Source organism: Agromyces ramosus (assembly GCF_030817175.1).
Taxonomy (GTDB): Bacteria; Actinomycetota; Actinomycetes; order Actinomycetales; family Microbacteriaceae; genus Agromyces; species Agromyces ramosus_A.
Genome location: NZ_JAUSYY010000001.1, coordinates 1680806 through 1703473, shown reverse-complemented (window position 1 = coordinate 1703473; position 22668 = coordinate 1680806). Strand labels below are relative to the sequence as shown.

Sequence of the window (22668 nt, the reverse complement as noted above, 5' to 3'; positions counted from 1 at the left end):
GGTGCGACACTCGCCAGACCTCTCCACAGGATGACGGGAAATGTCGGCTCGGCGGTGGCGTTGTCCTTGCTGGAGTCGACTGACGCGCCGGATGGTTTTGACAATCATTATCAATAAGCGTAGCGTCCTTCTCATGACCCGACGTCCTCGCCTCTCCACCGGCCGACTGCTCGCACCCCTCGCCGGAGGCGCGGTGCTCGCAGCGGGAGCAGTGGTGCTCGCCGGGTGCGCAGCACCCGCGGCGTCCGAGAACGCAGCCGCAAGCGGCCCCGCGATCGTCGCCACGACGACCCAGGTCGGCGACTTCACCCGCGAACTGTTCGGCGACACCGCCGACGTCACTCAGCTCCTTTCAGCGGGCCAGAGCGCGCACAGCTTCGACCCGTCGGCCGCACAGCTGCTCGCCCTCTCCGATGCCGACGCCCTCGTGGTGAACGGCGGCGGGCTCGAGAGCTGGCTCGACGACGCGATCGCGGGCGTCGGGCTTCGACGGCGAGCTCATCGACGCCAGCACGGGCATCGAGCTGTTCGGCACCGATGACCATGCCGACCACGCCGACGAGGCGGATCATGAACCCGACGCGACCGACGATCACGACCACGCCGAGGAGGCCGAGGCCGACGACCACGAAGGCCACGACCACGGCGACGGCAACCCGCACATCTGGACCGACCCCGAGCTCGCCGAGCACATGGTCGAGAACATCGCGCACGGCCTGATCGAGGTGCCTGGCGTCGACGCCGACGCGCTCGAGACGAACGAGGCGGCCTACCTTCAACGCCTCCACGCACTCGACGCCTGGATCGAGGAGAACGTCGCCCAGGTGCCGATCGAGCGCCGGCTGCTCGTCACGAACCACGACGCGTTCACCTACTTCGTCGACGCCTACGACCTCACCTTCGTGGGCAGCGTCATCCCGAGCTTCGACGACAACGCCGAGCCGAGCGCCGCCGAGATCGACGCCCTCGTGGCGAAGATCGCCGAGACGGGCGTGCAGGCGGTCTTCTCCGAGGCGTCGATCTCGCCCAAGGCGGCTGAGACGATCGCCGCAGAGGCGGGCGTGACGGTGTACTCCGGGCCCGACGCCCTGTACGGCGACTCCTTGGGCGCACCGGGCTCCGACGGCGCCACCTACCTCGACAGCCAGGTGCACAATGCGCGGCTGATCCTCGAATCGTGGGGAGTCGAGCCTTCCGCGCTTCCGGCGGCCCTGCAAGGATGACCTGATGACCGACTCCCCCGTGCTTCGCCTCGACGGCGTCGCGTTCACCTACGCCGGCGGCGCCGGGGTGAGCGGGCTCGACGTCTCGATCGCACCCGGCGAGGCGGTCGCACTCATCGGGCCGAACGGCGCGGGCAAGTCGACGCTGCTGAAGGGCGTGCTCGGCCTCGTGCCGCAGACCGCCGGGCACATGTCGTTCGCCGATGCCGACGCTGCAGCGGCCCAGAGACCGGTACATGCTCCGGACGGCATGGTCGGGTTCCTGCCTCAGTCGGCCGAACTCGACGCCGACTTCCCCATCAACCTCGAGCAGGTCGTGATGCAGGGCAGGTATCGCTCGCTCGGGCTCTTCCGCTGGCCGGGTCGAGCCGATCGGGCCGCGGTCCGCGACGCCATCGAGACCGTGGGCCTGGGCGCCCTCGTGAAGCGTCGGTTCGGCGAGCTCTCGGGTGGGCAGCGCCAGCGCGGCCTGCTCGCGCGCGCCCTGGCATCCGAGCCCCGGCTCCTCCTGCTCGACGAGCCGTTCAACGGCCTCGACCAGGCGAATCGCGACGCCCTGATCGACACCATCCGCAGGCTGAAGCAGCGCGGCGTTTCGGTGCTCGTCTCGACGCACGATCTCGAACTCGCTCGCCTCGTGTGCGACACGGTCGTGCTCGTGAACGGCACCCAGCTCGCGAGCGGCCCCGTCGACGAGGTGCTCACGCTCGGCAACGTGCAGGAGTGCTTCGAAGGCGTCGAGGTCGAGATCGACGAGCACACGCTCGTGGTGCCCGGTCACGAGGGGCATTGAATGCTCCTCACGGCATGCGATTCGGCGATGCCCCGGTGAGCCTCGGCGACGTGCTCTTCGGGGCGTTCGCGATCCCGTTCATGGGGCGCGCCCTCGTCGTGATGCTCGTGCTCGCACTCGTGGCGGGTGTGGTCGGCGTGCTCGTGAACCTGCGCGGGCTCGAGTTCATCAGTGATGGGCTCACCCATGCCGTGTTCCCGGGACTCGCGATCGGGCTGGCGATCGGCGGAACAGCCGGGCTGCTTCCGGGGGCTGCGATCGCCGCGCTGGCGGGCGCGGTCGCGTTGACGCTGCTGGCGCGGGCAGGGGTCACCTCGGATGCCGCGATCGCGATCGTGCTCACCGCGACCTTCAGCGTCGGCGTCATCGTCGTCTCGCGCAGCGACGACTACGCCGGCGAGCTCGAGGCCCTCCTCTTCGGTCGCGTGCTCACGATCCCGCCTGCCGAGGTGCTGCCCCTCGTCCTCGTGAGCCTCATCGCACTGGCTGCGGTGGCCGTCACGCTGAAGCAGCAGGTGTTCCGGGCGTTCGACGCACGGGCGAGCCGCGCCGCCGGCGACTCGGGCCTCACGCTCGACCTCGTGCTCAACGCCGCCGTCGCGCTCGTCGTCGTCGCCGCGGCGAGCACCATCGGCACGCTCCTCGTGCTCGCCCTCCTGATCGTGCCCGGCGCCGTCTCACGGCTCGTCACCGAGCGGCTGTGGTGGCTCTTCCCGGCCGCGGCCGCTTTCGCCGCGCTCGGTGCATGGCTGGGGCTCGCCGCCGGGTTCGGGATGTCGGTCGGCGCCGGGCTCGAACTGCCGGCGGGCGCCACCATCGTCGCGGTGTTCGTGCTCGGCTACGGACTCGTGCTGTTCGCGCGGTGGCTGCTCGATCGACGGGCGGCGGGAGACAACCGCGCGGCGATCGGACCCGAGCCGGCCGAGCCGGCCGACCTGGCCGACCCGGTCATCCGGCCGTCGGCAGCGGGGGAGGGGCGCTGATGGGCTACTTCGAACGCGCACTGCTCGCATCGATCGTCATCGGCGCGGGCGCGGGATTCGTCGGCGCCCTCGTCGTGCTGCGCCGCCGCACGTTCTTCGCGCAGGCCCTCACGCACGCGAGCTACCCCGGCGCAGTTGCGGCGGCCGCGATCGGCGTGAGCGTGCCGCTGGGAGCGGCCGTGGCATCCGTCGTCATCGTCGCCGTCATGGCGGGCATCGCCCGCGTGCGCCGGCAGGGAGCCCAAGTGGCGGCGGGCATCGTGCTGACCGGCGGCTTCGCGGCCGGCGCCCTGCTGCAGGCGGCGTTGCCCGGCCTGCCCGTGCGAGCCGACTCGCTGCTCGTGGGCTCGATCCTCACGGTGAGCGACGGAGATATTCTGCTGGCGGCATCCGTCGCCGTCATTGCCGTGATCGTGGTCGCCGGTTTCGGCAAGGAGATCGCGTTCTCGACGTTCGACCCCCCGGGATTCCGCGCCGCGGGCTACCGCGAGTGGCCCGTCGAACTGCTCGTGCTGGGCCTCACGGCGGCGGTCGTCGTCAGCTCGCTGCCCGCGGTCGGCGCGATCCTCGCGATCGCCCTCATCGCCGCACCGGCCACCGCGGCTCGCCTGATCGCCCCGACCTTCGGGGGCATCCTCGTCGCGGCGCCGCTGATCGGTGCGGCATCCGGCGTCGTCGGCGTGCTCGCCTCTCGCGCACTCGCGATCGCGGCCGGCCCGGCGATCGCGATCGCCGCCACCGCGTTCTTCCTCCTCGCACTGGGAATCTCCAAGGTGCGCGGGCTACCGTTGAATCGAGTCTCCATACCGGTCGAGACCGCAGAGGATGCACGAATCGCATGAAGCGCAACACCTGGCAACGCGAAGCCGTTCGCGAGGCGCTCGACGACACCGAGGGCTTCATCAGCGCCCAGGCGCTGCACTCCTCGCTGCACTCGAGCGGATCACCCATCGGGCTCGCGACCGTCTATCGGGCGCTCGGCGACCTCGCCTCGACGGGTGAGGCCGACTCGCTGCAGTCGCCCGACGGCGAGGCCCTCTACCGCGCGTGCACCACGACCGGCCACCACCATCACCTCATCTGCCGCAACTGCGGGCTGACCGTCGAGATCGCTGCCGACGAGGTCGAGACCTGGGCCAAGCGGGTCGCCGCCGAGCACGGCTTCACCGGCGCCGCCCACGTCGTCGACGTGTTCGGCCTGTGCGCGAACTGCACGAAGCTCGCTGCCGTCTGACAGCCGAACGTTCCTCACGATCCCTTGCGAGAACGGTGCCCCGGCGAGCACACTGTGCACGGGGAATGCGCTCGATGAGGGGTACCCGCTCCGCGCCGTCTGACGTCGAACGCCTGCACACAGGGGAGCAGATTTCGATGACCGTTCAGCACTCGAGCGCCAGAGGATCCACGCACATCGACTCACCGAGGGGATTCAGCGGCACCGGCGACACGAACCAGCTCAACCCGATGTTCGCTCGCGCCGGCGAGGCGACCGACTTCCCGCTGAATCGGCTGCCGGAGGGTGAATCGCTGGGGGAGACCGCCTACCAGATCGTGCACGACGAGGCGATGCTCGACGGGAACGCGCGACTGAACCTCGCGACGTTCGTCGGCACGTGGATGGACCCGTACGCCACGAGGCTGTACTCGGAATCCGCCGACAAGAACATGGTCGACAAAGACGAGTACCCGCAGACCGCGGCGATCGAGACCCGCTGCTGGAACATGCTCGCGAGCCTCTGGAACGCGCCCGACACCGACAACGCCATCGGCACGTCGACGATCGGCTCCTCCGAGGCATGCATGCTCGGCGGCCTCGCGATGAAGCGACGCTGGCAGCTCGCGCGCCGGGCCGAAGGCAGGTCGACCGAGAAGCCGAACCTCATCCTCTCGAGCGCCGTCCAGGTGTGCTGGGAGAAGTTCTGCAACTACTGGGACGTCGAGGCGCGCTACGTGCCCATCACCGACGAGCACAAGGTGCTCGACGGCCACGAGCTCGAGAAGTACGTCGATGAGAACACCATCGGCGTCGTCGCGATCATGGGGGTCACGTACACCGGCATGTACGAGCCCGTCGCGCAGATCGCGGCCGCGCTCGACAAGATCCAGGCCGACACGGGGCTCGACGTGAAGATCCATGTCGACGGGGCATCCGGCGCCATGATCGCACCGTTCCTCCAGCCCGAGCTCGAGTGGGACTTCCGGGTCGATCGGGTCATCTCGATCAGCACCTCTGCGCACAAGTACGGACTCGTGTACCCGGGCCTCGGCTGGGTGGTCTGGCGCTCGGTCGACGACCTTCCGAAGGAGCTCGTCTTCGACGTGACCTACCTCGGCGGCCACATGCCGAGCTTCGCCCTCAACTTCTCGCGCCCGGGCGCCCAGGTGCTGTTGCAGTACTACCTGTTCCTCCGGCTCGGGTGGGACGGCTACTACAAGGTGCAGAAGGCCTCGCAGGATGTCGCGGTGTACCTCTCGGGCGAGATCGGCAAGATGCCCGCCTTCGAGCTGTGGAACGACGGCACCGATATCCCGGTGTTCGCCTGGCAGCTGGCGAAGGGCCACACCGACAAATGGAACCTGTACCACCTGTCGGAGCGGCTGCGGCTGAAGGGCTGGCTCATTCCCGCGTACCCGATGCCGGACGATCTCACCGACCTCACCGTGCAGCGCATCGTCGTGCGCAACGGACTCAGCCGCAACCTCGCCGAGTCCCTCATCGTCGACATCACGGAGGCCGTCGACTACCTCGATCGGCTCGAATCGCCGATGCCCACCGAGGGCCTCGTGTCCTCCTTCACCCACTAGGGCGGGAATGGCCGAGGCCGCGGAGCCGAGGGGCGAGGCGGGGGACGTGAGGGCCGCAGCCCCCGCCTCCCGCCGCCTCCGCCTGCGCCGCGAGGCCTGGGGCTTCGCGATCGGCTCGGTGTGCTTCCTCGTCGGCGCCGTGCCCTTCTACGCGGAGTGGGCGGGCGCGGTCGTCGTCGGCGTGACGTTCTTCATCGGCTCGCTCTTCTTCACCGCGGCGGGGTTCATCCAGCTGAGCCTCAGCGGGCGCCGGCCACCGCGGCGCGGCACGAACCAGGCCGACCGCTACGACTGGTGGGCGGCCGCGATCCAGTTCGCCGGCACGCTCTTCTTCAACGTGAGCACCTGGCAGGCGCTCGCCGCCGCCATCCGCGACCCGAACGAGATCGGCGCCGGGTGGCGGCCCGACGCCTTCGGGTCGGCGGCATTCCTCATCTCGAGCGCCCTGGCGGTGGTCGCGACCAAGGATCGTGGCGAGCTCTGGGACCGGGACGCGCGCTCCTGGCACGGCACCCTCCTGAACATGCTGGGCTCGATCGCGTTCGGGGTATCGGCCGTCGGGGCATTCGTGTCGCCGAGGACCGACGACTTCGTGAGCCTGTTCTGGGCGAATCTCGGCACGCTGATCGGGGCGCTGTGCTTCCTCGTCGCGGCGCTCCTGTCGCGCCGCGCCATCGACGTCGACGAGCCGGCCGCAGCGAACTAGTCGGGATTTCGCTCGAGGTGCTCGTGCAGCAGACGCGGGGGAGCCTTGGCCGCCCACGCCTCCGCGACGACTTCCGTGAGACGCCGGCGCGAGATGCGATCGAGGTGCACGAGCACGGCCGCGTACCCCTCGAAGTGCGACGTCGTGAAGAACACCGTCGGGTCCTCGGCGATGAGCGCCCGCTTCACGGCCTCATCCTCGGTCGCGGCGCCGAGCACCGCGCCGGTCTGTGCCGCGATGCCGAGCGAGTCGAGGTCGGCGCGCCGAAGGGGGCGCTCCCACGCGAAGCTCTTCAGGCGCACCCTCCAGTGCAGGCTCCCGCGCGAGACATGCTCTCTCGTCTCGGGGAGGGCGAGCGCGAGCTCGCGTACGTCGTCCCACGTCGCCATGCGCGTCAGGGTACGCTTCCGGATGCCGCGCCGCACCCCTGCCCGGTCGCTCTGCCCGCACGCGGCATCGGCTCGATTCCGACGCTCGCCCGCCGTCTGGTAAGCTGGCTCTTTGGCTGGGCACTTCCACTGTCCATGCCGCGACACTCCCCGCAGAAATCCACGAGAGATCGTGGGCGTTCGCATGGGGAAGGTCAGCAGACAAGAGACCTTGGGAGGGGCATCCGCCCCTCGGTATTGGAGGAAACCAATGGCAGCAGTGTGCCAGGTGACCGGAGCCATTCCCGGCTTCGGACACAACATCTCGCACTCGCACCGCCGGACGAAGCGCCGCTTCGACCCGAACGTGCAGAAGAAGACGTACTTCGTGCCGTCGCTTCGTCGGAACATCACCATCAACGTGTCCGCCAAGGGCATCAAGGTGATCGACGCTCGCGGCATCGAGTCAGTGGTCAAGGACATGCAGGCACGTGGGGTGAAGCTCTAATGGCGAAGGCGCAAGACATTCGGCCGATCATCAAGCTTCGGTCGACCGCCGGCACCGGGTACACCTACGTGACCCGCAAGAACCGCCGCAACAACCCCGACCGTCTCGTGCTCAAGAAGTACGACCCCGTAGTGCGCAAGCACGTCGACTTCCGAGAGGAGCGCTAAGACATGGCGAAGAAGAGCAAGATCGCGCGCAACGAACAGCGCAAGGTGATCGTCGCGCGGTACGCGGCCAAGCGCCTCGAGCTGAAGAAGGCGCTCGTCGACGAGAACGGCACCGACGAGAGCCGCGAGGCGGCTCGTCAGGGCCTCCAGAAGCTTCCGCGCAACGCGTCGCCGGTGCGCGTCCGTTCGCGTGACGCCATCGACGGTCGCCCCCGCGGCAACCTCTCGAAGTTCGGTGTGTCGCGTGTTCGCTTCCGCGACATGGCGCACCGTGGCGAGCTGCCCGGCATCACCAAGTCGAGCTGGTAGTTCACCGCTCCAGGCTTCACCGCTTCACCGAGAGGGGCGTCCCGCGAGGGGCGCCCCTTTTCGTCGTCTCCTCGCCCGCTGGAGCATCCCGTTCGTCCGATCGTGGGGTCCGCCGAGGCATCCGCTCGGCGACACGCCGGGCACGAAGGTGCCCGAAAGTACCGGAAATCCGCGGAAATCCGCGGATCTCTGCTACATTCGAGGCGGCCCGACCGGCCACCGGGGGCGGTTGAACGATCGTTCCCGAGAACTCACAAATTGCTGTACCGAACAGCGAAGGTCCGAGGAGGACATTCAATGGCTGACAAGTCGCTCAACAAGACCGAGCTCGTCGCGAAGGTCGCAGCGTCGACCGGACAGAGCCAGGCCACCGTCGATGCCGTGCTCGGCGGCCTCTTCGAGGCGCTCGCCGAGGCCGTCGGCTCCGGCACCAAGGTCTCCATCCCGGGCTGGATCGCCGTCGAGCGCACGCACCGTGCAGCTCGTACCGGCCGCAACCCGCAGACCGGCGCCGAGATCCAGATCGCGGCCGGCTACTCGGTCAAGGTCTCGGCCGGCTCGAAGCTCAAGGCTGCTGCGAAGTAACCAAGGTCTTCACGAAGGGGCGTGCGGCGTGAGCCGTGCGCCCCTTCGTCGTTTCCTTGCGTTTCCGCTGGGCGGGCGCTCGGGCACGACCGCATAGGCTGGTCCGGTGCCCCGCTCCGTCCGCGTGCTCGGCCCTGCCGTGCTCACCCTCGTCGCCCTCGTCGCGACGTTCGCGGGCCTCGCCTACGGCGGGGGAGCGGCTGAGCAGCTGATCCAGGACCCCGGGCCCGTCGCCCGGTACGGCGTCCCCGTCGCGAAGCTGTTCGTGAACCTCGGCGCGGCCGGCATGATCGGCGCGCTCGTGCTCGCGGTGTGGGCGCTCACCCCGAAACGGCGCGAGTTCGACCTCGCGCTCGACGTGGCCGCGGCATCCGCCGCTGTCATGACCGTCGCGAGTGCCGCGAGCGGTCTCTTCACCTTCCTCGTCGTGACCGGCGCACCGTTCGACATCGGCGATACCTTCGGGCAGCAGCTCGGGCAGTTCGTCACCACGATCGAACTCGGCCAGGCGTGGCTCACGACGACGCTCGTCGCGGCCACGGTGACCGTGCTCTGCTTCGCGGTGCGCAACCACACCGCGCTCGTCTTCGTCACGGTGCTTGCGGTCACGTCGCTCGTGCCGCTCGCGCAACAGGGTCACGCGGCCGGCTCGGCCGGGCACTCCGAGGCGATCACCGCCCTCGGCCTGCACCTCGTGTTCGCCGCGGCCTGGGTGGGCGGGCTCGTCACGATCGTGTTGCTCCGACGCGAGCTCGGCGTCGACCGGCTGCCCGTCGTGCTGGCCCGCTACTCGACGGTCGCTCTCGTCTGCTTCATCGTCGTGGCGCTCTCGGGATATGCGAGCGCAGCCCTCCGCGTGGGCACCTTGGACGAGCTCGCGACGCCCTACGGCGTGCTCGTGCTCGTGAAGCTGACCGCCCTCGTCGCACTCGGACTGTTCGGCGCGGCCCAGCGCCGATTCCTGATCGGCCGGATGTCGCGCGCCGGGGCATCCGGAACCGGCACGTTCTGGCTCCTCGTCGTCGTCGAGCTCGCGTTCATGGGCCTCGCGTCGGGTGTCGCGGCCGCCCTCGCCCGCACCGCGACACCCGTCTCGGAAGCCGAGGCCGGCTCGCTCGCCCGCACCCCCGCCGAGATCCTCACCGGCGAGCCCCTGCCGCCGTGGCCCGACTGGACCCGCTACTTCACCGAGTGGAGCCCCGACCTCATCTGGCTGCTCGCCTGCGGGTTCGGCATCTTCTTCTACCTCGCCGGTGTCCGCCGCCTGCGCAAGCGCGGCGACCGCTGGCCCGTCTACCGCGCAGTGCTCTGGGTCGCCGGGCTCGTGCTGCTCGCCTACGTCACCAACGGCGGCGTGAACGTCTACGAGCAGTACCTCTTCTCGGCGCACATGCTCGGCCACATGGTGCTCACGATGGCCGTGCCGGTGCTGCTCGTGCCCGGCGCACCGGTCACGCTCGCGGCGCGTTCCATCCGCCCGCGCGATGACGGCAGCCGTGGCGGCCGCGAGTGGATCCTGCTCGCCGTGCACTCGAAGTTCGCGGGCGTCATCGCCAACCCGATCGTCGCGGCGGTCCTGTTCGCCGGCTCGCTCTGGGTGTTCTACTACTCGCCCCTGTTCCGCTGGACGATGGTCGACCACATCGGCCACGAGTGGATGATCGTGCACTTCCTGATCACGGGCTACCTGTTCGTGCAGTCCCTGATCGGCATCGACCCGGTGCCCTACCGCCTGCCCTACCCGTTCCGGCTCGTCCTCCTGCTCGGCACCATGGCGTTCCACGCGTTCTTCGGCCTCGCGATCATGTCGGGCACCGGCCTGCTGCTCGCCGACTGGTACGGCGCGATGGGGTGGGGCACCGACGCGCTCGTCGATCAGCAGCTCGGTGGCGGCATCGCGTGGTCGATCGGCGAGATCCCGACGGTCGCCCTCGCGATCACGGTCGCCGTGCAGTGGTCGCGCAGCGACGAGAAGGAGTCGAAGCGCCGCGACCGGCACGCCGACCGCACGGGCGACGCGGAGCTCGAGGAGTACAACGCGCGACTGGCGGCGATCGCCGATCACGACCTCCGCGCCGAGTAGCGGTCACCGGATGCCCCGGCGCGCTACTTGAGCTGGATGGCGATGTTGCCGTCGGGGTTGATCGTCGCGCTCAGCGCCAGGGTGAACGGACGGTCTTCTTCGACCGTGGAGAGCTCGCCGTCGAAGAGCGACTGCACCTCGACGCTGATGTGGGCGATGCCCTCGGTGGGGGGCATGTCGAACGCCGTCTCGCCTGGCGTGAGCGTGACCACCGGCGAGGTGACGATACTCCATTGCGGCTCACTGACCACGCGGTCGTCGATCTCGATGCCGAAGGGGCACTGCGCCGGCAGGAGCACGTGCTGCTCGGTGCAGCCCGCGAGGTACTCGTCGACCTTCACCTGCACCCGTTCGACGAACACGGTGGTGGGCTGGGCGTCGACGGTGACCGCCACCCGGGCTGACGGGTCGGCCTGCGCGGCGACCGGTGCTGCGGTGAGGAGCGTCGAGTCGTAGCGGAACTCGTAGACCGCGGGTGCCATCGCCAGGTACGGCGTGACCTGGGTGAACGCGAGCAGTTCGTCGACCGGCTTCGCCGCCCGTGCGTCGAGCGAGAGCGAACCGACGGTGAAGATCGGGTTGTGGGCGGCTGTCACGTCGATGACCGCGAGCGGGCTGACCGCGAACTCCCAGCGGTTGAGCACGCCGTAGAGGGGGGTGATGGGGCGCACGTCGAACGCCGTCTCGATGATCGCCGTCTCGAGACGGTAGCTGGCGGTGACGGTGTGCGTCCCGTCGTCTTTGGCGATGTCGCTGACGATGCTGACGTCTTCAGGACCGGACTCGATCACGCCCGAGCGGAGCATCGCCGTCGACACGTTCGCCGGCAGCCCGAGCGCCTCGAGCTCGGCGGCATCGAGTGCGACACCGGGTGTCGTGGAGGCCGTGGCGATGTCGTCGTTCGCGATCGCCTCGAGGTAGCGCTCGACGAAGCCGGATGCGCCGTAGATCGTCTGGTTCAGCGCACCGAGGGCAGCGAAGAACGCGCCGCAGAGGAGCAGCGCGAGCCCGATCCATCCGACGACGGACATCGGCGACAACCGACTGCCTCGCACGCTGGAATCCCCCACCCGCCCAAGTCTATGGGGGCGAGAATGGGAAGCTGAGGATATCCCCAGCCCCGGGGCGGGCACCGAGGCGGCGTTACAGTTGGAGCGCGCCCGCAGGGGCGCCTGCCCGCTTGCCGGCTCGCGACATCCGTCGCCTCTTCCGAAAGTACCCCTCGTGCAGAACGTCACTCTCAGCCGCGAACAGTCGGCGGTGTTCCAAGCGATCGAGGGCACGCGTGAGCATGTGTTCGTCACGGGGCGGGCCGGCACCGGCAAGTCGACGCTCCTGAACCACCTGAACTGGCACACCCAGAAGCAGATCGTCATCTGCGCCCCGACCGGGGTGGCCGCGCTCAACGTGGGCGGGCAGACGATCCATTCGCTGTTCCGGCTGCCGATCGGCGTCATCGCCGACCACGACATCGATCAGAACGATGCCGTGCGCAAGATCCTGAACGCGATGGACACGCTCGTCATCGACGAGGTGTCGATGGTGAACGCCGACCTCATGGACGCGATGGACCGCTCGCTCCGGCAGGCGAGGCAGCGTCCGCTCGAGCCCTTCGGCGGCGCACAGGTCGTGCTCTTCGGCGACCCGTACCAACTGGCGCCGGTGCCGGGCGACGGTGACGAGCGCGCTTATTTCGCCGACACCTACGACTCGATGTGGTTCTTCGACGCGAGGGTCTGGCGCGAGGCCGACCTGCGCATCTTCGAACTCGGCGAGATCCACCGCCAGCACGACGACGAGTTCAAGCTCATGCTCAACGCCGTACGGCACGGGCGGGTCACGGCCGAGATCGCCGGGGTGCTGAACAGCGTGGGCGCGCGCCGGCCGTTGCCCGAGCAGGGCGCGATTACGCTCGCCACCCGCAATGACACCGTCAACCGCATCAATGCGACACAGCTGCACCGGCTGCCCGGACATTCGCAGGCCAACGAGGCGGAGGTGAACGGCGACTTCGGAGGCCGCGCATTCCCCGCCGACGAGCGCCTCGAACTGAAGGTCGGCGCGCAGGTGATGTTCCTCCGCAACGACAGCGCGATCGGCCCCGACGGCCAGCGCTGGGTGAACGGCACGATCGGCACCGTCACCTCGCTCGATCGCGCCGTGCGTGTCGAGGTCGACGGCGACGAGCACGAGGTCGAGCCCGTCACGTGGGAGAAGTACAAGTACAGCTGGGATCCGACCCGCAAGAAGCTCGAACGGCAGGTCGTCGCCGAGTTCACGCAGTTCCCGTTGCGGCTCGCATGGGCCGTGACCATCCACAAGTCGCAGGGCGCGAGCTACGACACCGCGATCGTCGACCTCGGGCAGCGGGTGTTCAGTCCCGGTCAGACCTATGTGGCGCTCAGCCGGCTCACGTCGCTCGACGGGCTCTACCTTGCGCGTCCGCTGCGGCCCAGTGACATCATCGTCGACCGCAACGTCGAGCGGTTCATGACGGGGGCGATGCGCGAGATCGGCGCCGCGGCATCCGGCGCGTAGACTACCCCTCTTCACGACCCGGCGCATCAGGGCCAGCACAACCCGATTTCGCCCACCCGCCGGGTTACAATTTGAGCGGACACACGGCAGGGGGCTTCGTGGCTGACCTTTTGGGGGCCAGACGGCGACGGATCGCACCCGCCGCCGTCCTCCTCACTGTGCTCGCGATGTCGGCATGCACCGGCGGCACGATCGATCCAGCCACCCAGTTCAACCGCGTCGACGTCGCCGTCGGCGATGACCTGTCGACGAGTCTCCAGGCGCTGCTCGACGAGGCGGTGGCGCTCAGCGGTTCGAGTGGCGGCGTGGCCGGCGTGTGGGCGCCGTGGGCCGGTGAATGGCAGGGCTCGTCCGGCTCGGTGAGCTTCGAGGAGGGCGCACCCGCGGTCACGCCCGAGACGCGGTTCCACATGGCGGCCGTGACGACTGAGATCACCTGCACCATCCTGCTGCGCCTCGTCGACGAGGGCAGCGTGGCCCTCGACGACGAGGTCACGAAGTACGTCGACTGGATTCCCGGCCTCGATGGAATCACGCTCGAGCAGCTCTGCCGACACACCTCTGGACTGCCCGACTACTACCCCGCACTGCGCACACATTTCCTGCGCAATCCTGAGCGCATCTGGCCGGCCGGCGAACTCGTCGCGAGCGGCCTCGCAATGTCGCGCGTCGGTCCTCCGGGGGAGCAGTGGTCGTACTCGCGCACCGGTGTCCTCCTGTTGTCGCTCGCGCTCGAGCGCACCACCGGACGCTCATGGAACGACCTGGCGAAGCAATACGTGCTCGGCCCGCTCGGCCTCGATGACACCGAGCTGCCCTCGCCCGAGGACACCGTCCACGACGATGCGCTCGGCGCGTACTCGGCCAGTGTCGCGCAGGATGGAACGGTCGACTGCGCCGTCGTGCTCGACGATTCGAAGCAGTCCAGCTCCATTGGCGGTGCGGCGGCCGGGGCGGTGACGACCCTCGACGACCTGCATCGGCTCAGCGAGGCGTTCGCTACGGGTTCGCTCATCAGCGAGCAGAGCCTGCGAGAGCGGTGGGAGCCGACGCCCCTCGGCGGCGACACGCCCGCGTGGCAGCGATGGGGCATCGGAGGCGCCCAGTACGGCCCGATGCGGGGGAGTGCCGGCGAGGCGCCGGGCGCGATCACCGCCGCGTTCACGGATCCCGAGAGCGGGCTGACGGTGGCGGTCGCACTCAACAACTCCACCTCGGGTGACGCCTTCGTGCGCGAGGTCGCCTTCGCGCTCGCGTCGATCGGGTCGAAAGCGCCGCCGGCTCCCGATCACGAGCAGCCGCTCGTGGAGTTGCCCTGGTCGCTCGAGCAGGCGACCGCGAAGATGCACGAGCTCGCGAAGTGCCCCACGGCGACGGATGCCGCAGCTGAGACGACTGCCGGGGGCTGAGGCTGTCGGCGCGGGTTGCTCGCCGACCGATGGAGGATCCGATGGCGAAACTGATCTGCACCGGCATCGCCTCGCTCGACGGCTACATCGCCGATGAGCGGGGCGGGTTCGATTGGAGTGCACCCGACGCCGAGGTGCACGCGTTCGTGAACGACCGCGACCGCTCCGTCGGTACCTACCTGTTGGGTCGCCGCATGTACGAGGTCCTGCGAGTGTGGGACGACCTGGCCGATGATCCGAGCATCTCCGAGGTCGAACGCGATTTCGCCGCGGTCTGGCTCGACGCCGACAAGATCGTGTACTCGGCGACGCTCGACGAGGTCTCCACCGCGCGCACCCGCCTCGAGCGACGATTCGATGCCGCGGCGGTGGAGCGCCTGAGGGCGGAGGCCGATCGCGACCTCTCGATCGCCGGACCGACGCTCGCGGCGCAGGCGATCAAGGCGGGGCTCGTCGACGAGTTCCAGCTGTACGTGAATCCCGTCATCGTCGGCGGCGGAACGTCGTTCCTGCCCGACGGGGTGCGGCTCGACCTCGAGCTGCTCGAAGAGCACCGCTTCGGCAACGGAGTCGTGTTCGTCCGCTACCGCAATGTCACCCGCTGAACGGGTTACCGGGTCGCGCCGCCCGCCATACGGTGTCACTACGCACTCGTGCGCATGCGGTCGTAGGCGCCTCGGAGGTGGTCGCGCATCGCCGCGGCCGCCGCATGCGGATCACCAGCGCGCAACGCCTCGGCGATCAGGCGATGCTCGTGCCAGGCCTGCTCGCCCGAGCCGTGCCGGTCATAGGTCGTGTAGAGCCGCATGCGGGTGAGTGTGAGGGTGAGATTCTCGAGCACCACGCTGTTGCCGGCCAGACGGGCGATGCCGCAATGGAAGTCGATGTCGCGCTGCCCGAGCTCGGTGATGGCGCCGTCGGCGAGCAGGCGATCGACCACGTCGGTGTCGCAGAGCTCCGCGAGCTCGGTCACTCCGGCGACGGCCGCGTTCCCGGCGGCACGGGCGGCGGTCGCCGGCTCGAGGATGAGGCGGTACTCGTAGAGTTCCGCGATCGTCTGTGAATCGAGCAGCCGTGAGGCAGTGAACCCTCGGTACGGCTCCTTCGTCACCAGCCCCTCGGCCTCGAGACGTGCGAGTGCTTGCCGGACGGGAGTGTTCGAGACGTGCAATTCACGAGCCAGATGGTCGAGATTCAGTCGCGAGCCGGGTGCAGTGCGACCGGACACCAAGCTGTCTCTCAGGATTCCGTACACGTCGTCGGCGAGGATGTTCCGGGCAGGCACTCGCAGCTGTCCGCGGCCTTCCTCCGAGCTCGACCCCGTGTCCGTTGTCGTCGTCATGCTGGTCTCCTCGGGTAGACATGATCTGAACGATCCAGCGACGAATCGTGTAGATCATGTGCTGTTGATTGACGGCCATAGCACCTTGCGCACAACATAGCTGAATCATGTACGAAGTTTCCAGTACGGTTACTCGCGTTGCACATGACCGCACCAGCCCGATCCATACCCTTTCAAGCCCGATCCATCACCTTCAATGGAGAACACGATGAATTCGCAACCCAAGTCCACGTGGGCGCGGCGGGCCGGCGTGCCCGCCGTCCTCGCCGTCGCAGCGATTGCGCTCGCCGGATGCACGGCGAGCCCGAGTGCAAGCACCGAACAGGATCCCGACGCGCAGATCGTCGTCTGGGGCGACGCGACCCGCAAGCCCGCGTTCGAGGCCTTCAAGAAGGCGAACCCCGACGTGGATCTCAAGTTCGAGACGATCGACCCGGCCACCTACCTCAGCAAGATCCAGCTCGCCAACAAGGTCGGCAAGGGTTGGCCCGACCTGATCTTCGACCCGAGCCCGAACGACATCGCCGCACTCCAGAGCCCGCTGTTCGACTACGCACTCGAACTCGACGACCTCGTCGACGCCGACGTGCAGAAGGACTTCGCCACCGAGAACTCGTTGTGCACGATCGACGGCCACCTCTACTGCCTGCAGAATGACCTCGCGCAGGATGTGCTCTGGTACAACAAGCCGCTGCTCGAGGAGTTCGGCTACGAGCTGCCCACGACGTGGGAGGAGTACACCGAACTCGGCGAGAAGCTCGCCGTCGAGCACCCGGGGTACGTCATCGGCGCGGCCGGAGAGGCCACGCTCTACTACGAATACCTCTGGGCGAGCGGATGCCCGATTCAAGATGTGCAGAGCAGCACCGAAGTGGTGATCAACACTGCCGATGAGAAGTGCACCCGCGTCGCCACCATGCTCGATGGGCTGATCGCGAACGGCTCGGTCTCAGCCTTGAGCCAGTTCGACCCCAAGTTCAACGAGCTCGCGGCCGCCGGAAACCTCCTCATGCTCCCCGGCCCGTCGTGGTACGGCGAGTACATCTTCAAGCCCGAGACCGGCTACAAGTTCCCCGCCGGCGCCCTCGCTGCGGGTGCCATGCCGAGCTGGCCCGGCGAGGAGACGAACTGGTCGGGTGCTCGCGGAGGCGGCATCTACGTCGTGTCCGCCCACTCGAAGAACATCGAGGGCGCTGTCGCCGCCGCCGTGTTCGCCGCGACCGACCCGGGTTACCAGGAAACCGCGCCGACCTACCCGGCGTACAAGCCCGCCGCCGAGCTGTGGCTCGAGAAGGTCTCGACCGATCCGTTCTACGCCGAGGACCCGTCCGCGGTCCTGATCGACGCTGCCGACAAGATCAACCCCGCCGCCTCGGCGACGCGATACCCGGTCGAAGGGTCGATCAACGCCACCGTGGTCGCGGCCGTCAAGGCCGGCCAGACGATCGAGTCGGCGCTGGAGGCACTGCAGACCCAGCTCGCCGGGCTCGCCGCGAGCTCGGGCTACAGCGTGTCCGACAAGTAGCATCCCTCCGCCGGGGCGCGACGGTCGCGCCCCGGCGGAGCCGGCCGGGGTGGCCGCTCGCGAACCATCCCACCACCCGGTCGCTACGTCGTCCGCCTTCTCCCGCCTCGAGAGCGAAAGGAACCCCGCATGCAGAGCCAACGAGCCGCACTCCGTCGAAACGTCACCGGGTGGTCGTTCTCCGCGCTGTACGTCGCGTTCCTCCTGGTCTTCGGCCTCATCCCGGTCATCTACGCCATCTACGAATCCCTCCACCTGGCGCTCGCTCCAGGGCAGTGGAGCTTCAACAACTACGTGACGGTGTTCACCGACTTCCGCTTCCTTCCGGCGGTCGTCAACGTCCTGACCTTCATGGTCATCTGGATCCCGGTCATGGTGTTCGGCACCCTCCTGCTGGCCCTGCTGCTCCACGAGCGGGCAAGCCGGGCGACGGGCGCATTGCGCCTCGTCTACTTCCTCCCCGGCGCAGTCACCGGCTCAGCCGCGGTCATGCTGTGGTACTTCATGCTCAGTCCCGAGCTCAGCCCGTTCGCCCCAGCGCTCGAGGCGTTCGGCTGGGAGACGAACAACGACATGTTCTCCGAGAGCAACCTCCCGTGGATCTTCGCCCTGGTCGCCTTCATCACGGGCGTCGGACAGTGGATCCTGATCATGTTCGGCTCACTGCAGTCGATCCCGACCGAGGTGCTCGAGGCCGCCCGCATCGACGGTGCCGGTCCGATCCGCACGGCGCTCTCCGTGAAGCTGCCGCTGGTGGGCAAGTACGTGGCCTACATGGTGATCCTCTCGTTCGCGGGGGCGCTCCAGATCTTCGTGGAACCGTCACTCTTCTACTCGATCACCAAGGCGGGATCCAGCTGGTGGTCGCTGAACCAGCTCGGCTACAGCTTCGCGTTCGCGCAGGGCGACTTCGGGATGTCGGCGACGGTCTCCGTCGTGCTCCTCGTCATCTCGATCCTCGCGGCCATGATCCTCGTGTTCCGCACGAACTTCTTCCAGACGGAGGTGGACGACTGATGGTCGTTCAGATCGAGCCCGTCGTCGTGGTCGGCGACCCGCAGGAAACCGTTCGCGCAACCGAACGCCCGCGTCGTCGCCGCCGCCTCAGGTTCGGGCCCGGGTCGGCGCTCCGGCTCATCACCATGTACGGGTTCGCCGTCTTCTGCCTCGTTCCGCTCCTCTGGCTCGTGTTGGCGCCGTCGAAGGACAACGCCGAGATGCTGTCGACCCCACTTTCGTGGGGGTCCTTCGAACGCTATGCGCTCTCATGGCAGCACCTCGCCGAGTACTCCGACGGGGTGATCTTCCGCTGGATGGCGAACTCGGTGCTCTACTCGATCGTGCCGCTCGTCATCACGGTCGTCATCTCGCTCCTCGCCGCGTATGCCCTCGCGACGATGCGATTCGCGGGTCGCAAGGTCATCCTCCTCACGACGCTGCTCGCGATCGTGCTCCCCGCCACCGCGATGGTGCTGCCGCTGTTCCTCGAGCTGAACGCCGTCGGCCTGATCAACACCGCCGCGTCGGTCATCCTGCCCGCCGCCTTCTTCCCCTTCGGGGTGTATCTCGCCTTCGTGTTCTTCGCGACGTCGATGCCCAAGGAACTCCTCGAAGCGGCCCGGATCGACGGATGCAGCGAGCTCGGCGTCTTCCTCAGGGTGGTGCTCCCGCTCTCGAAGCCGGTCATCGGGCTGCTCGTCTTCTTCAGCTTCGTGGCGAACTGGAACAACTACTTCCTTCCCTACGTGATGCTGACCGACAGCAGCATGTTCAACCTCCCGGTCGGGCTCGGCACGCTCATCGCCAGCACCCCGGCCCTGAACCCCTCAGCCGGCGGTTCGATCCTCCCGATCACCTACCCCGAGGCGGCGATGGCCGGCCTCATCGTGGTGGTGCCCGTCGCGATCCTCTTCCTGTTCTTCCAGCGCTTCCTCGTCCGCGGCATCCTCGCGGGCTCGACGAAGGGCTGAACCCGATGCAAACCGACCTGGAGTAGAAGCATGAAGATCGTCGCTGTCGAGGTGCGCCTCGTCGAGCAGCCGGCCGTGGCGCCGAGTTTCCGCTGGCGCGCCGGCCTTCCCGGGTCGGACGGGCCGCACACGGGCGCTTGGCTGGTTCTGAAGACCGACGAGGGCTTCGTGGGCTACGCGTACGTTCGCCGGGGCGAGATCCTCCGAGACCTCGTCGACCGCAGGATCCGCGACGAGCTCGTCGGCGCCGACCCCCTCCGCCGGGAGTGGCTGTGGCACCGGATGTGGGAGCTCGACCGCATCGAGGAGTTCCCGGTGTACGTCCAGGGCGCCGTCGACGACGCGCTGTGGGACATCGCAGGAAAGATCGCCGGGCTTCCCGTCCACGAGCTCATCGGCACGTATCGCACCGAGATCCCGGCCTACGCGTCGACCGTGACCTTCGGCAGCATCGAAGAGTACCTCGACGTCGCCGACCAATGTCTCGAGCTCGGCTATCCCGCCATCAAGTTGCATGCATGGGGTGACGTGCGACGCGACGCCGAACTGTGTGCCGCACTGCGGAGCCACGTCGGCGATGACGTGCCGCTCATGTACGACGGCTCCGCCGCGTTCGACCTGAGCGACGCCGTGTATCTCGGGCGGGTGCTCAGCGAGGCGAACTTCGGCTGGTACGAAGAGCCCATGCGCGAGTTCAGCGTCAATGCGTACCAGCGTCTGAGTGAGCGGGTGGATGTCCCGTTGCTGGTCGCCGAGACCAGTGACGGCGCGCACATGAACACCGCGGACTTCATCGCCTCGGGCTGCGCCTCGTCGGTGCGCACGAGCAGCACCTTCAAGGGCGGCGTGACCGGAGCCCTCCGCGTCGCCCACCTCGCCGACTCCTTCCTCCTGCGGGCCGAGGTGCACGGCGGGGGACTCGTGAGCACGCACCTGTGCATGTCGATCCCCAACACGACGTACTACGAGAGCCTCGTCGATTCGAATCCCGTTCGTCCGGCGCCCGAGGTCGATGCATCCGGGCTCGTCCACGCTCCCACGACGCCCGGCATGGGCTACGAGCAGGAGTGGGGTGCGGATGCTCCGCCGATCAGCGATGACGCGCGGGTGGTCGTGGCCTGACCTGCAGAGCTGAGCGGAACGAAGGAAGCAATGACGAGCCGTTGGGTGCTCAACACCGCACGTTCGACGTATGCCGTGAGCCTCGCCCTCGATGACACGGTGCTCGTGCTCGACTATTTCGGGCCGGCGACCGACCTGGTCCCGGCGTGGGAGCCGCAGTCGATGCCGCCCATCATGTCGACGTTCGCCGACTACGCGCCGGTGGAGTTCGCCGCGCTGGGCACGCGGAACGTGCACGGGAGCGAGCTGATCGTCGAGTACCCGGATGCGGTGCGCGGTTCGCGGTTCCGGTATGTCGACCACCGATTCGACGAGGGTGCGGAAGGAACCCACCTGGCGGTGAGATTCGCCGACGAGCGTGGTCTCGAGGTGGAGCAGCACATCCGTGCCCGGAGCTCGTCAGATGTCGTCGAACGCTGGGTGGTGTTCCGAGACGCCCGGGAGACGGGCGAGCCGATCCGTCTCGCGCGGGCGTTCACGGGTGCCGTCTCGATCAATGCTCCGGCTGGGGCGCGGATCGACTATCTCGCGGGCGGATACCTCCGTGAGATGTTCCCCCGTTCGGTGGACCTCGAGGTCGGGACGTTGCGGATCGGGAGCCGGCAGGGGCTGACGAGTCATCTCTTCGCACCGACGATGAGCGTTCGCGTCCTGGGTCACGACGGCGAGCCGGACCCCGCGGCGGGTGTCCTCGGCATCGCCCTCGCCTGGAGCGGTTCGTGGGCGATGCAAGCGGAGGCGCATCCGAACGGTCTCGTGCGCGTGTCCGCCGGCTTGGACGACGAGGGCACGACGCTCGTGCTGACCCCGGGGCGGGAGATCGAGAGCCCCCGCATCCTCGCGTTGCACACGTCGGGCGGACCCGACGAGCTCGCCCGCGCCTGGCATCGCTACCAGCGCACGGAGGTCCTGCGCTCCACGTCGGGCTACCACCGGCCGGTGGTCTACAACTCCTGGGAGGCGACCGAGCTCGACGTCCGCGCGGATCACCAGCTCGAACTGGCGGATGTCGCGGCGGAACTCGGCGCGGAGGTCTTCGTCGTCGACGACGGCTGGTTCGCGGGGCGGATCGACGGGAATTCGGGGCTGGGCGACTGGACCGCGGATCCCGGTGCGTTTCTTGACGGGCTCGCTGCGTTCGGTCAGCGGGTCATCGCTCGGGGCCTGCGGTTCGGCCTGTGGATAGAACCGGAGGGCGTCAGCCCCGACAGCGATCTGCTCCGCGAGCACCCCAACTGGGTCTACGAGGAGAACGGCCTCCCGCAGGCGGCGGTGCGGAGCCAGTACGTGCTCGACCTCGGCAATCCGGCGGCGTACTCGTGGATCGAGCGGACGCTCCGGCGGCTGCTCACCGATCACCCGATCACCTACCTGAAGTGGGACATGACCCGTCCGGTCACGTCGCCGGGATCCCACGGCGGCGGCCCGTCGTTCGAGTGGTCGCTGGCGCACACGCACGCGTACTACCGGTTGCTCGAGATGATCAGGCGGGAGTTCCCGCACGTGACCGTCGAAGGGTGCGCCGGCGGCGGGGGCCGGGTCCGACAACGCGGTCCTCGGCCTGGTCGACGTGGTCTGGGCGAGCGACGCCACCGCGCCCCGCGATCGCCTGCTCGTGCAAGACGGGTTCCTCCGCGCCTACCCTCCGGCGATCATGTCGTCCTGGGTCACCACGGCGCAGGGCATGCTCGATCGGGCGCCGTGCTCCCTGGAGTTCAGGTTCGTCGTCGCGATGGCGGGCGTGCTCGGCCTCAGCGTCGACCTGCTCCGGTGGACGCCCGACGAACTCGCCACCGCACGGTCGATGATCGCGTTGTACCGCGAGCTCAGGCTGGTGTTGCACAACGGTGACGTGTACCGGCACTCCACGCCGTCGCTCCATGGCTACGCGCTCGAGTACGCCGCCGGTGCGGAACTCGACGGCCGGATCGTGATCTTGGCCTACGACAGCAGCCGCGAGCGCACCGGCCCCGACGCGATCTCCGAACAGAGCATCCCGCCGGTGACGCGTATCCGGCTCGCATCCGCCGACCCGGCGCGGCACTACCGCCTTCGGAGCGACGGTTCACTCCACAGTGGCGCAGCGCTCCGAAGCGCAGGGGTCATCGTGCCCTGGGCCGTTGCCGCAGACGCCGACGTCCTCGTGTTCGACCGGGTCGAGTGAACGCGACAGGCCACGACGACATCTCCGAACGTCGTCGGTGAAACAACACCCCTTACGAAAGGTCCAGC

24 protein-coding genes and 2 pseudogenes are annotated in these 22668 nt (G+C 68.4%); 23 read left to right on the top strand and 3 right to left on the bottom strand.

All coding sequences use genetic code 11. From position 1 onward, the window contains the following. Nucleotides 1–133 precede the first annotated feature (133 nt). From QFZ26_RS07980 to QFZ26_RS07945, 8 genes are all read left to right on the top strand, one after another. On the top strand, nucleotides 134–541 hold the full coding sequence (locus QFZ26_RS07980) for a metal ABC transporter substrate-binding protein (protein WP_307040940.1): 408 nt from the start codon (nucleotides 134–136) through the stop codon (nucleotides 539–541). Beyond that, entirely contained in the window at nucleotides 501–1223 is a 723-nt protein-coding gene (locus tag QFZ26_RS07975; RefSeq protein ID WP_307044991.1) for a metal ABC transporter substrate-binding protein, read from the top strand. Before QFZ26_RS07980 ends, QFZ26_RS07975 begins: the two co-directional genes overlap by 41 nt. 4 nt (nucleotides 1224–1227) lie before the next feature. Then, nucleotides 1228–2016: a metal ABC transporter ATP-binding protein gene (locus QFZ26_RS07970; protein ID WP_307040938.1), complete on the top strand. Its 789-nt coding sequence runs from the start codon at nucleotides 1228–1230 to the stop codon at nucleotides 2014–2016. 14 nt (nucleotides 2017–2030) lie between these two features. Beyond that, entirely contained in the window at nucleotides 2031–2999 is a 969-nt protein-coding gene (locus QFZ26_RS07965) for a metal ABC transporter permease (protein ID WP_307040936.1), read from the top strand. Then, the gene (locus tag QFZ26_RS07960; RefSeq protein ID WP_307040934.1) at nucleotides 2999–3841 is read left to right on the top strand and encodes a metal ABC transporter permease; all 843 of its coding nucleotides are present in this window, start codon (nucleotides 2999–3001) and stop codon (nucleotides 3839–3841) included. The genes QFZ26_RS07965 and QFZ26_RS07960 overlap by 1 nt, the downstream gene beginning before the upstream one ends. Continuing rightward, entirely contained in the window at nucleotides 3838–4233 is a 396-nt protein-coding gene (locus QFZ26_RS07955; RefSeq protein ID WP_307040932.1) for a Fur family transcriptional regulator, read from the top strand. The genes QFZ26_RS07960 and QFZ26_RS07955 overlap by 4 nt, the downstream gene beginning before the upstream one ends. A gap of 230 nt (nucleotides 4234–4463) precedes the next feature. Then, complete coding sequence (locus QFZ26_RS07950; RefSeq protein ID WP_307044988.1) at nucleotides 4464–5804, top strand: glutamate decarboxylase; 1341 nt, start codon at nucleotides 4464–4466, stop codon at nucleotides 5802–5804. Between the two features lie 46 nt (nucleotides 5805–5850). Further along, on the top strand, nucleotides 5851–6510 hold the full coding sequence (locus QFZ26_RS07945) for a hypothetical protein (RefSeq protein WP_307040931.1): 660 nt from the start codon (nucleotides 5851–5853) through the stop codon (nucleotides 6508–6510). Here the strand turns inward: QFZ26_RS07945 and QFZ26_RS07940 are convergent. Next, the gene (locus QFZ26_RS07940) at nucleotides 6507–6899 is read right to left on the bottom strand and encodes an MmcQ/YjbR family DNA-binding protein (RefSeq protein ID WP_307040928.1); all 393 of its coding nucleotides are present in this window, start codon (nucleotides 6897–6899) and stop codon (nucleotides 6507–6509) included. The genes QFZ26_RS07945 and QFZ26_RS07940 overlap by 4 nt on opposite strands. 250 nt (nucleotides 6900–7149) lie before the next feature. Here QFZ26_RS07940 and rpmB point away from each other — a divergent pair, with 250 nt between their 5' ends. From rpmB to QFZ26_RS07915, 5 genes are all read left to right on the top strand, one after another. Beyond that, complete coding sequence (rpmB, locus tag QFZ26_RS07935) at nucleotides 7150–7386, top strand: 50S ribosomal protein L28 (RefSeq protein WP_307040925.1); 237 nt, start codon at nucleotides 7150–7152, stop codon at nucleotides 7384–7386. Continuing rightward, nucleotides 7386–7553 carry a 50S ribosomal protein L33 gene (gene rpmG / locus QFZ26_RS07930; protein WP_022892462.1) on the top strand — a complete coding sequence of 56 codons (168 nt, stop codon included), beginning with the start codon at nucleotides 7386–7388 and terminating at the stop codon, nucleotides 7551–7553. The genes rpmB and rpmG overlap by 1 nt, the downstream gene beginning before the upstream one ends. Nucleotides 7554–7556: 3 nt before the next feature. Continuing rightward, nucleotides 7557–7862: a 30S ribosomal protein S14 gene (rpsN, locus tag QFZ26_RS07925; RefSeq protein WP_307040918.1), complete on the top strand. Its 306-nt coding sequence runs from the start codon at nucleotides 7557–7559 to the stop codon at nucleotides 7860–7862. 297 nt (nucleotides 7863–8159) lie between these two features. After that, on the top strand, nucleotides 8160–8447 hold the full coding sequence (locus QFZ26_RS07920; RefSeq protein WP_307040916.1) for an HU family DNA-binding protein: 288 nt from the start codon (nucleotides 8160–8162) through the stop codon (nucleotides 8445–8447). A 106-nt stretch (nucleotides 8448–8553) separates the two neighbouring features. Then, entirely contained in the window at nucleotides 8554–10530 is a 1977-nt protein-coding gene (locus QFZ26_RS07915) for a cytochrome c oxidase assembly protein (protein WP_307040914.1), read from the top strand. Nucleotides 10531–10553: 23 nt separating this feature from the next. Here QFZ26_RS07915 and QFZ26_RS07910 read toward each other — a convergent pair whose 3' ends face one another. Further along, on the bottom strand, nucleotides 10554–11600 hold the full coding sequence (locus QFZ26_RS07910) for a hypothetical protein (RefSeq protein ID WP_307040912.1): 1047 nt from the start codon (nucleotides 11598–11600) through the stop codon (nucleotides 10554–10556). Between the two features lie 154 nt (nucleotides 11601–11754). On the opposite strand from QFZ26_RS07910, the gene QFZ26_RS07905 reads away from it, so the two are divergent. The 3 genes from QFZ26_RS07905 to QFZ26_RS07895 all read left to right on the top strand — a co-directional run bounded on the left by QFZ26_RS07905 (nucleotide 11755) and on the right by QFZ26_RS07895 (nucleotide 15082). Next, nucleotides 11755–13068 (top strand): ATP-dependent DNA helicase, encoded by a 1314-nt coding sequence (locus tag QFZ26_RS07905; protein WP_307040910.1) that lies wholly within the window; start codon nucleotides 11755–11757, stop codon nucleotides 13066–13068. A 167-nt stretch (nucleotides 13069–13235) separates the two neighbouring features. After that, nucleotides 13236–14477, top strand: coding sequence for a serine hydrolase domain-containing protein (locus tag QFZ26_RS07900; RefSeq protein ID WP_307040908.1), 1242 nt, complete (start codon nucleotides 13236–13238; stop codon nucleotides 14475–14477). Nucleotides 14478–14518: 41 nt separating this feature from the next. Then, on the top strand, nucleotides 14519–15082 hold the full coding sequence (locus QFZ26_RS07895) for a dihydrofolate reductase family protein (RefSeq protein WP_307040906.1): 564 nt from the start codon (nucleotides 14519–14521) through the stop codon (nucleotides 15080–15082). Nucleotides 15083–15120: 38 nt separating this feature from the next. Here the strand turns inward: QFZ26_RS07895 and QFZ26_RS07890 are convergent, their stop codons facing one another. Continuing rightward, the gene (locus QFZ26_RS07890) at nucleotides 15121–15819 is read right to left on the bottom strand and encodes a GntR family transcriptional regulator (protein ID WP_307040904.1); all 699 of its coding nucleotides are present in this window, start codon (nucleotides 15817–15819) and stop codon (nucleotides 15121–15123) included. A gap of 208 nt (nucleotides 15820–16027) precedes the next feature. On the opposite strand from QFZ26_RS07890, the gene QFZ26_RS07885 reads away from it, so the two are divergent. The 7 genes and pseudogenes from QFZ26_RS07885 to QFZ26_RS07860 all read left to right on the top strand — a co-directional run bounded on the left by QFZ26_RS07885 (nucleotide 16028) and on the right by QFZ26_RS07860 (nucleotide 22600). Beyond that, the gene (locus QFZ26_RS07885) at nucleotides 16028–17344 is read left to right on the top strand and encodes an ABC transporter substrate-binding protein (RefSeq protein ID WP_307040902.1); all 1317 of its coding nucleotides are present in this window, start codon (nucleotides 16028–16030) and stop codon (nucleotides 17342–17344) included. A 129-nt stretch (nucleotides 17345–17473) separates the two neighbouring features. Beyond that, nucleotides 17474–18361, top strand: coding sequence for a carbohydrate ABC transporter permease (locus QFZ26_RS07880; RefSeq protein WP_307040900.1), 888 nt, complete (start codon nucleotides 17474–17476; stop codon nucleotides 18359–18361). Then, complete coding sequence (locus QFZ26_RS07875; protein ID WP_307040898.1) at nucleotides 18361–19314, top strand: carbohydrate ABC transporter permease; 954 nt, start codon at nucleotides 18361–18363, stop codon at nucleotides 19312–19314. Before QFZ26_RS07880 ends, QFZ26_RS07875 begins: the two co-directional genes overlap by 1 nt. Nucleotides 19315–19344: 30 nt before the next feature. Further along, a complete protein-coding gene (locus QFZ26_RS07870; RefSeq protein ID WP_307040896.1) occupies nucleotides 19345–20436 on the top strand; it encodes an enolase C-terminal domain-like protein in 1092 nt (363 codons plus the stop codon). Between the two features lie 30 nt (nucleotides 20437–20466). Further along, nucleotides 20467–21966, top strand: a pseudogene (locus tag QFZ26_RS07865) (alpha-galactosidase); the annotation flags it as partial. A 40-nt stretch (nucleotides 21967–22006) separates the two neighbouring features. Beyond that, a pseudogene (locus QFZ26_RS18850) lies at nucleotides 22007–22222 on the top strand (alpha-galactosidase); the annotation flags it as partial. A 66-nt stretch (nucleotides 22223–22288) separates the two neighbouring features. Further along, nucleotides 22289–22600 (top strand): GH36 C-terminal domain-containing protein, encoded by a 312-nt coding sequence (locus tag QFZ26_RS07860; protein ID WP_307040892.1) that lies wholly within the window; start codon nucleotides 22289–22291, stop codon nucleotides 22598–22600. Nucleotides 22601–22668 lie beyond the last annotated feature (68 nt).

Bases quoted from the DNA above. Each gene is read 5' to 3' on its own strand.
- QFZ26_RS07980 (WP_307040940.1), top strand. From the start codon at position 134: ATGACCCGACGTCCTCGCCTCTCCACCGGCCGACTGCTCGCACCCCTC.
- QFZ26_RS07970 (WP_307040938.1), top strand. From the start codon at position 1,228: ATGACCGACTCCCCCGTGCTTCGCCTCGACGGCGTCGCGTTCACCTAC.
- QFZ26_RS07965 (WP_307040936.1), top strand. From the start codon at position 2,031: ATGCGATTCGGCGATGCCCCGGTGAGCCTCGGCGACGTGCTCTTCGGG.
- QFZ26_RS07960 (WP_307040934.1), top strand. From the start codon at position 2,999: ATGGGCTACTTCGAACGCGCACTGCTCGCATCGATCGTCATCGGCGCG.
- QFZ26_RS07955 (WP_307040932.1), top strand. From the start codon at position 3,838: ATGAAGCGCAACACCTGGCAACGCGAAGCCGTTCGCGAGGCGCTCGAC.
- QFZ26_RS07950 (WP_307044988.1), top strand. From the start codon at position 4,464: ATGTTCGCTCGCGCCGGCGAGGCGACCGACTTCCCGCTGAATCGGCTG.
- QFZ26_RS07940 (WP_307040928.1), bottom strand. From the start codon at position 6,899: ATGGCGACGTGGGACGACGTACGCGAGCTCGCGCTCGCCCTCCCCGAG.
- rpmB (WP_307040925.1), top strand. From the start codon at position 7,150: ATGGCAGCAGTGTGCCAGGTGACCGGAGCCATTCCCGGCTTCGGACAC.
- rpmG (WP_022892462.1), top strand. From the start codon at position 7,386: ATGGCGAAGGCGCAAGACATTCGGCCGATCATCAAGCTTCGGTCGACC.
- rpsN (WP_307040918.1), top strand. From the start codon at position 7,557: ATGGCGAAGAAGAGCAAGATCGCGCGCAACGAACAGCGCAAGGTGATC.
- QFZ26_RS07920 (WP_307040916.1), top strand. From the start codon at position 8,160: ATGGCTGACAAGTCGCTCAACAAGACCGAGCTCGTCGCGAAGGTCGCA.
- QFZ26_RS07900 (WP_307040908.1), top strand. From the start codon at position 13,236: ATGTCGGCATGCACCGGCGGCACGATCGATCCAGCCACCCAGTTCAAC.
- QFZ26_RS07895 (WP_307040906.1), top strand. From the start codon at position 14,519: ATGGCGAAACTGATCTGCACCGGCATCGCCTCGCTCGACGGCTACATC.
- QFZ26_RS07890 (WP_307040904.1), bottom strand. From the start codon at position 15,819: ATGACGACGACAACGGACACGGGGTCGAGCTCGGAGGAAGGCCGCGGA.
- QFZ26_RS07885 (WP_307040902.1), top strand. From the start codon at position 16,028: ATGAATTCGCAACCCAAGTCCACGTGGGCGCGGCGGGCCGGCGTGCCC.
- QFZ26_RS07880 (WP_307040900.1), top strand. From the start codon at position 17,474: ATGCAGAGCCAACGAGCCGCACTCCGTCGAAACGTCACCGGGTGGTCG.
- QFZ26_RS07875 (WP_307040898.1), top strand. From the start codon at position 18,361: ATGGTCGTTCAGATCGAGCCCGTCGTCGTGGTCGGCGACCCGCAGGAA.
- QFZ26_RS07870 (WP_307040896.1), top strand. From the start codon at position 19,345: ATGAAGATCGTCGCTGTCGAGGTGCGCCTCGTCGAGCAGCCGGCCGTG.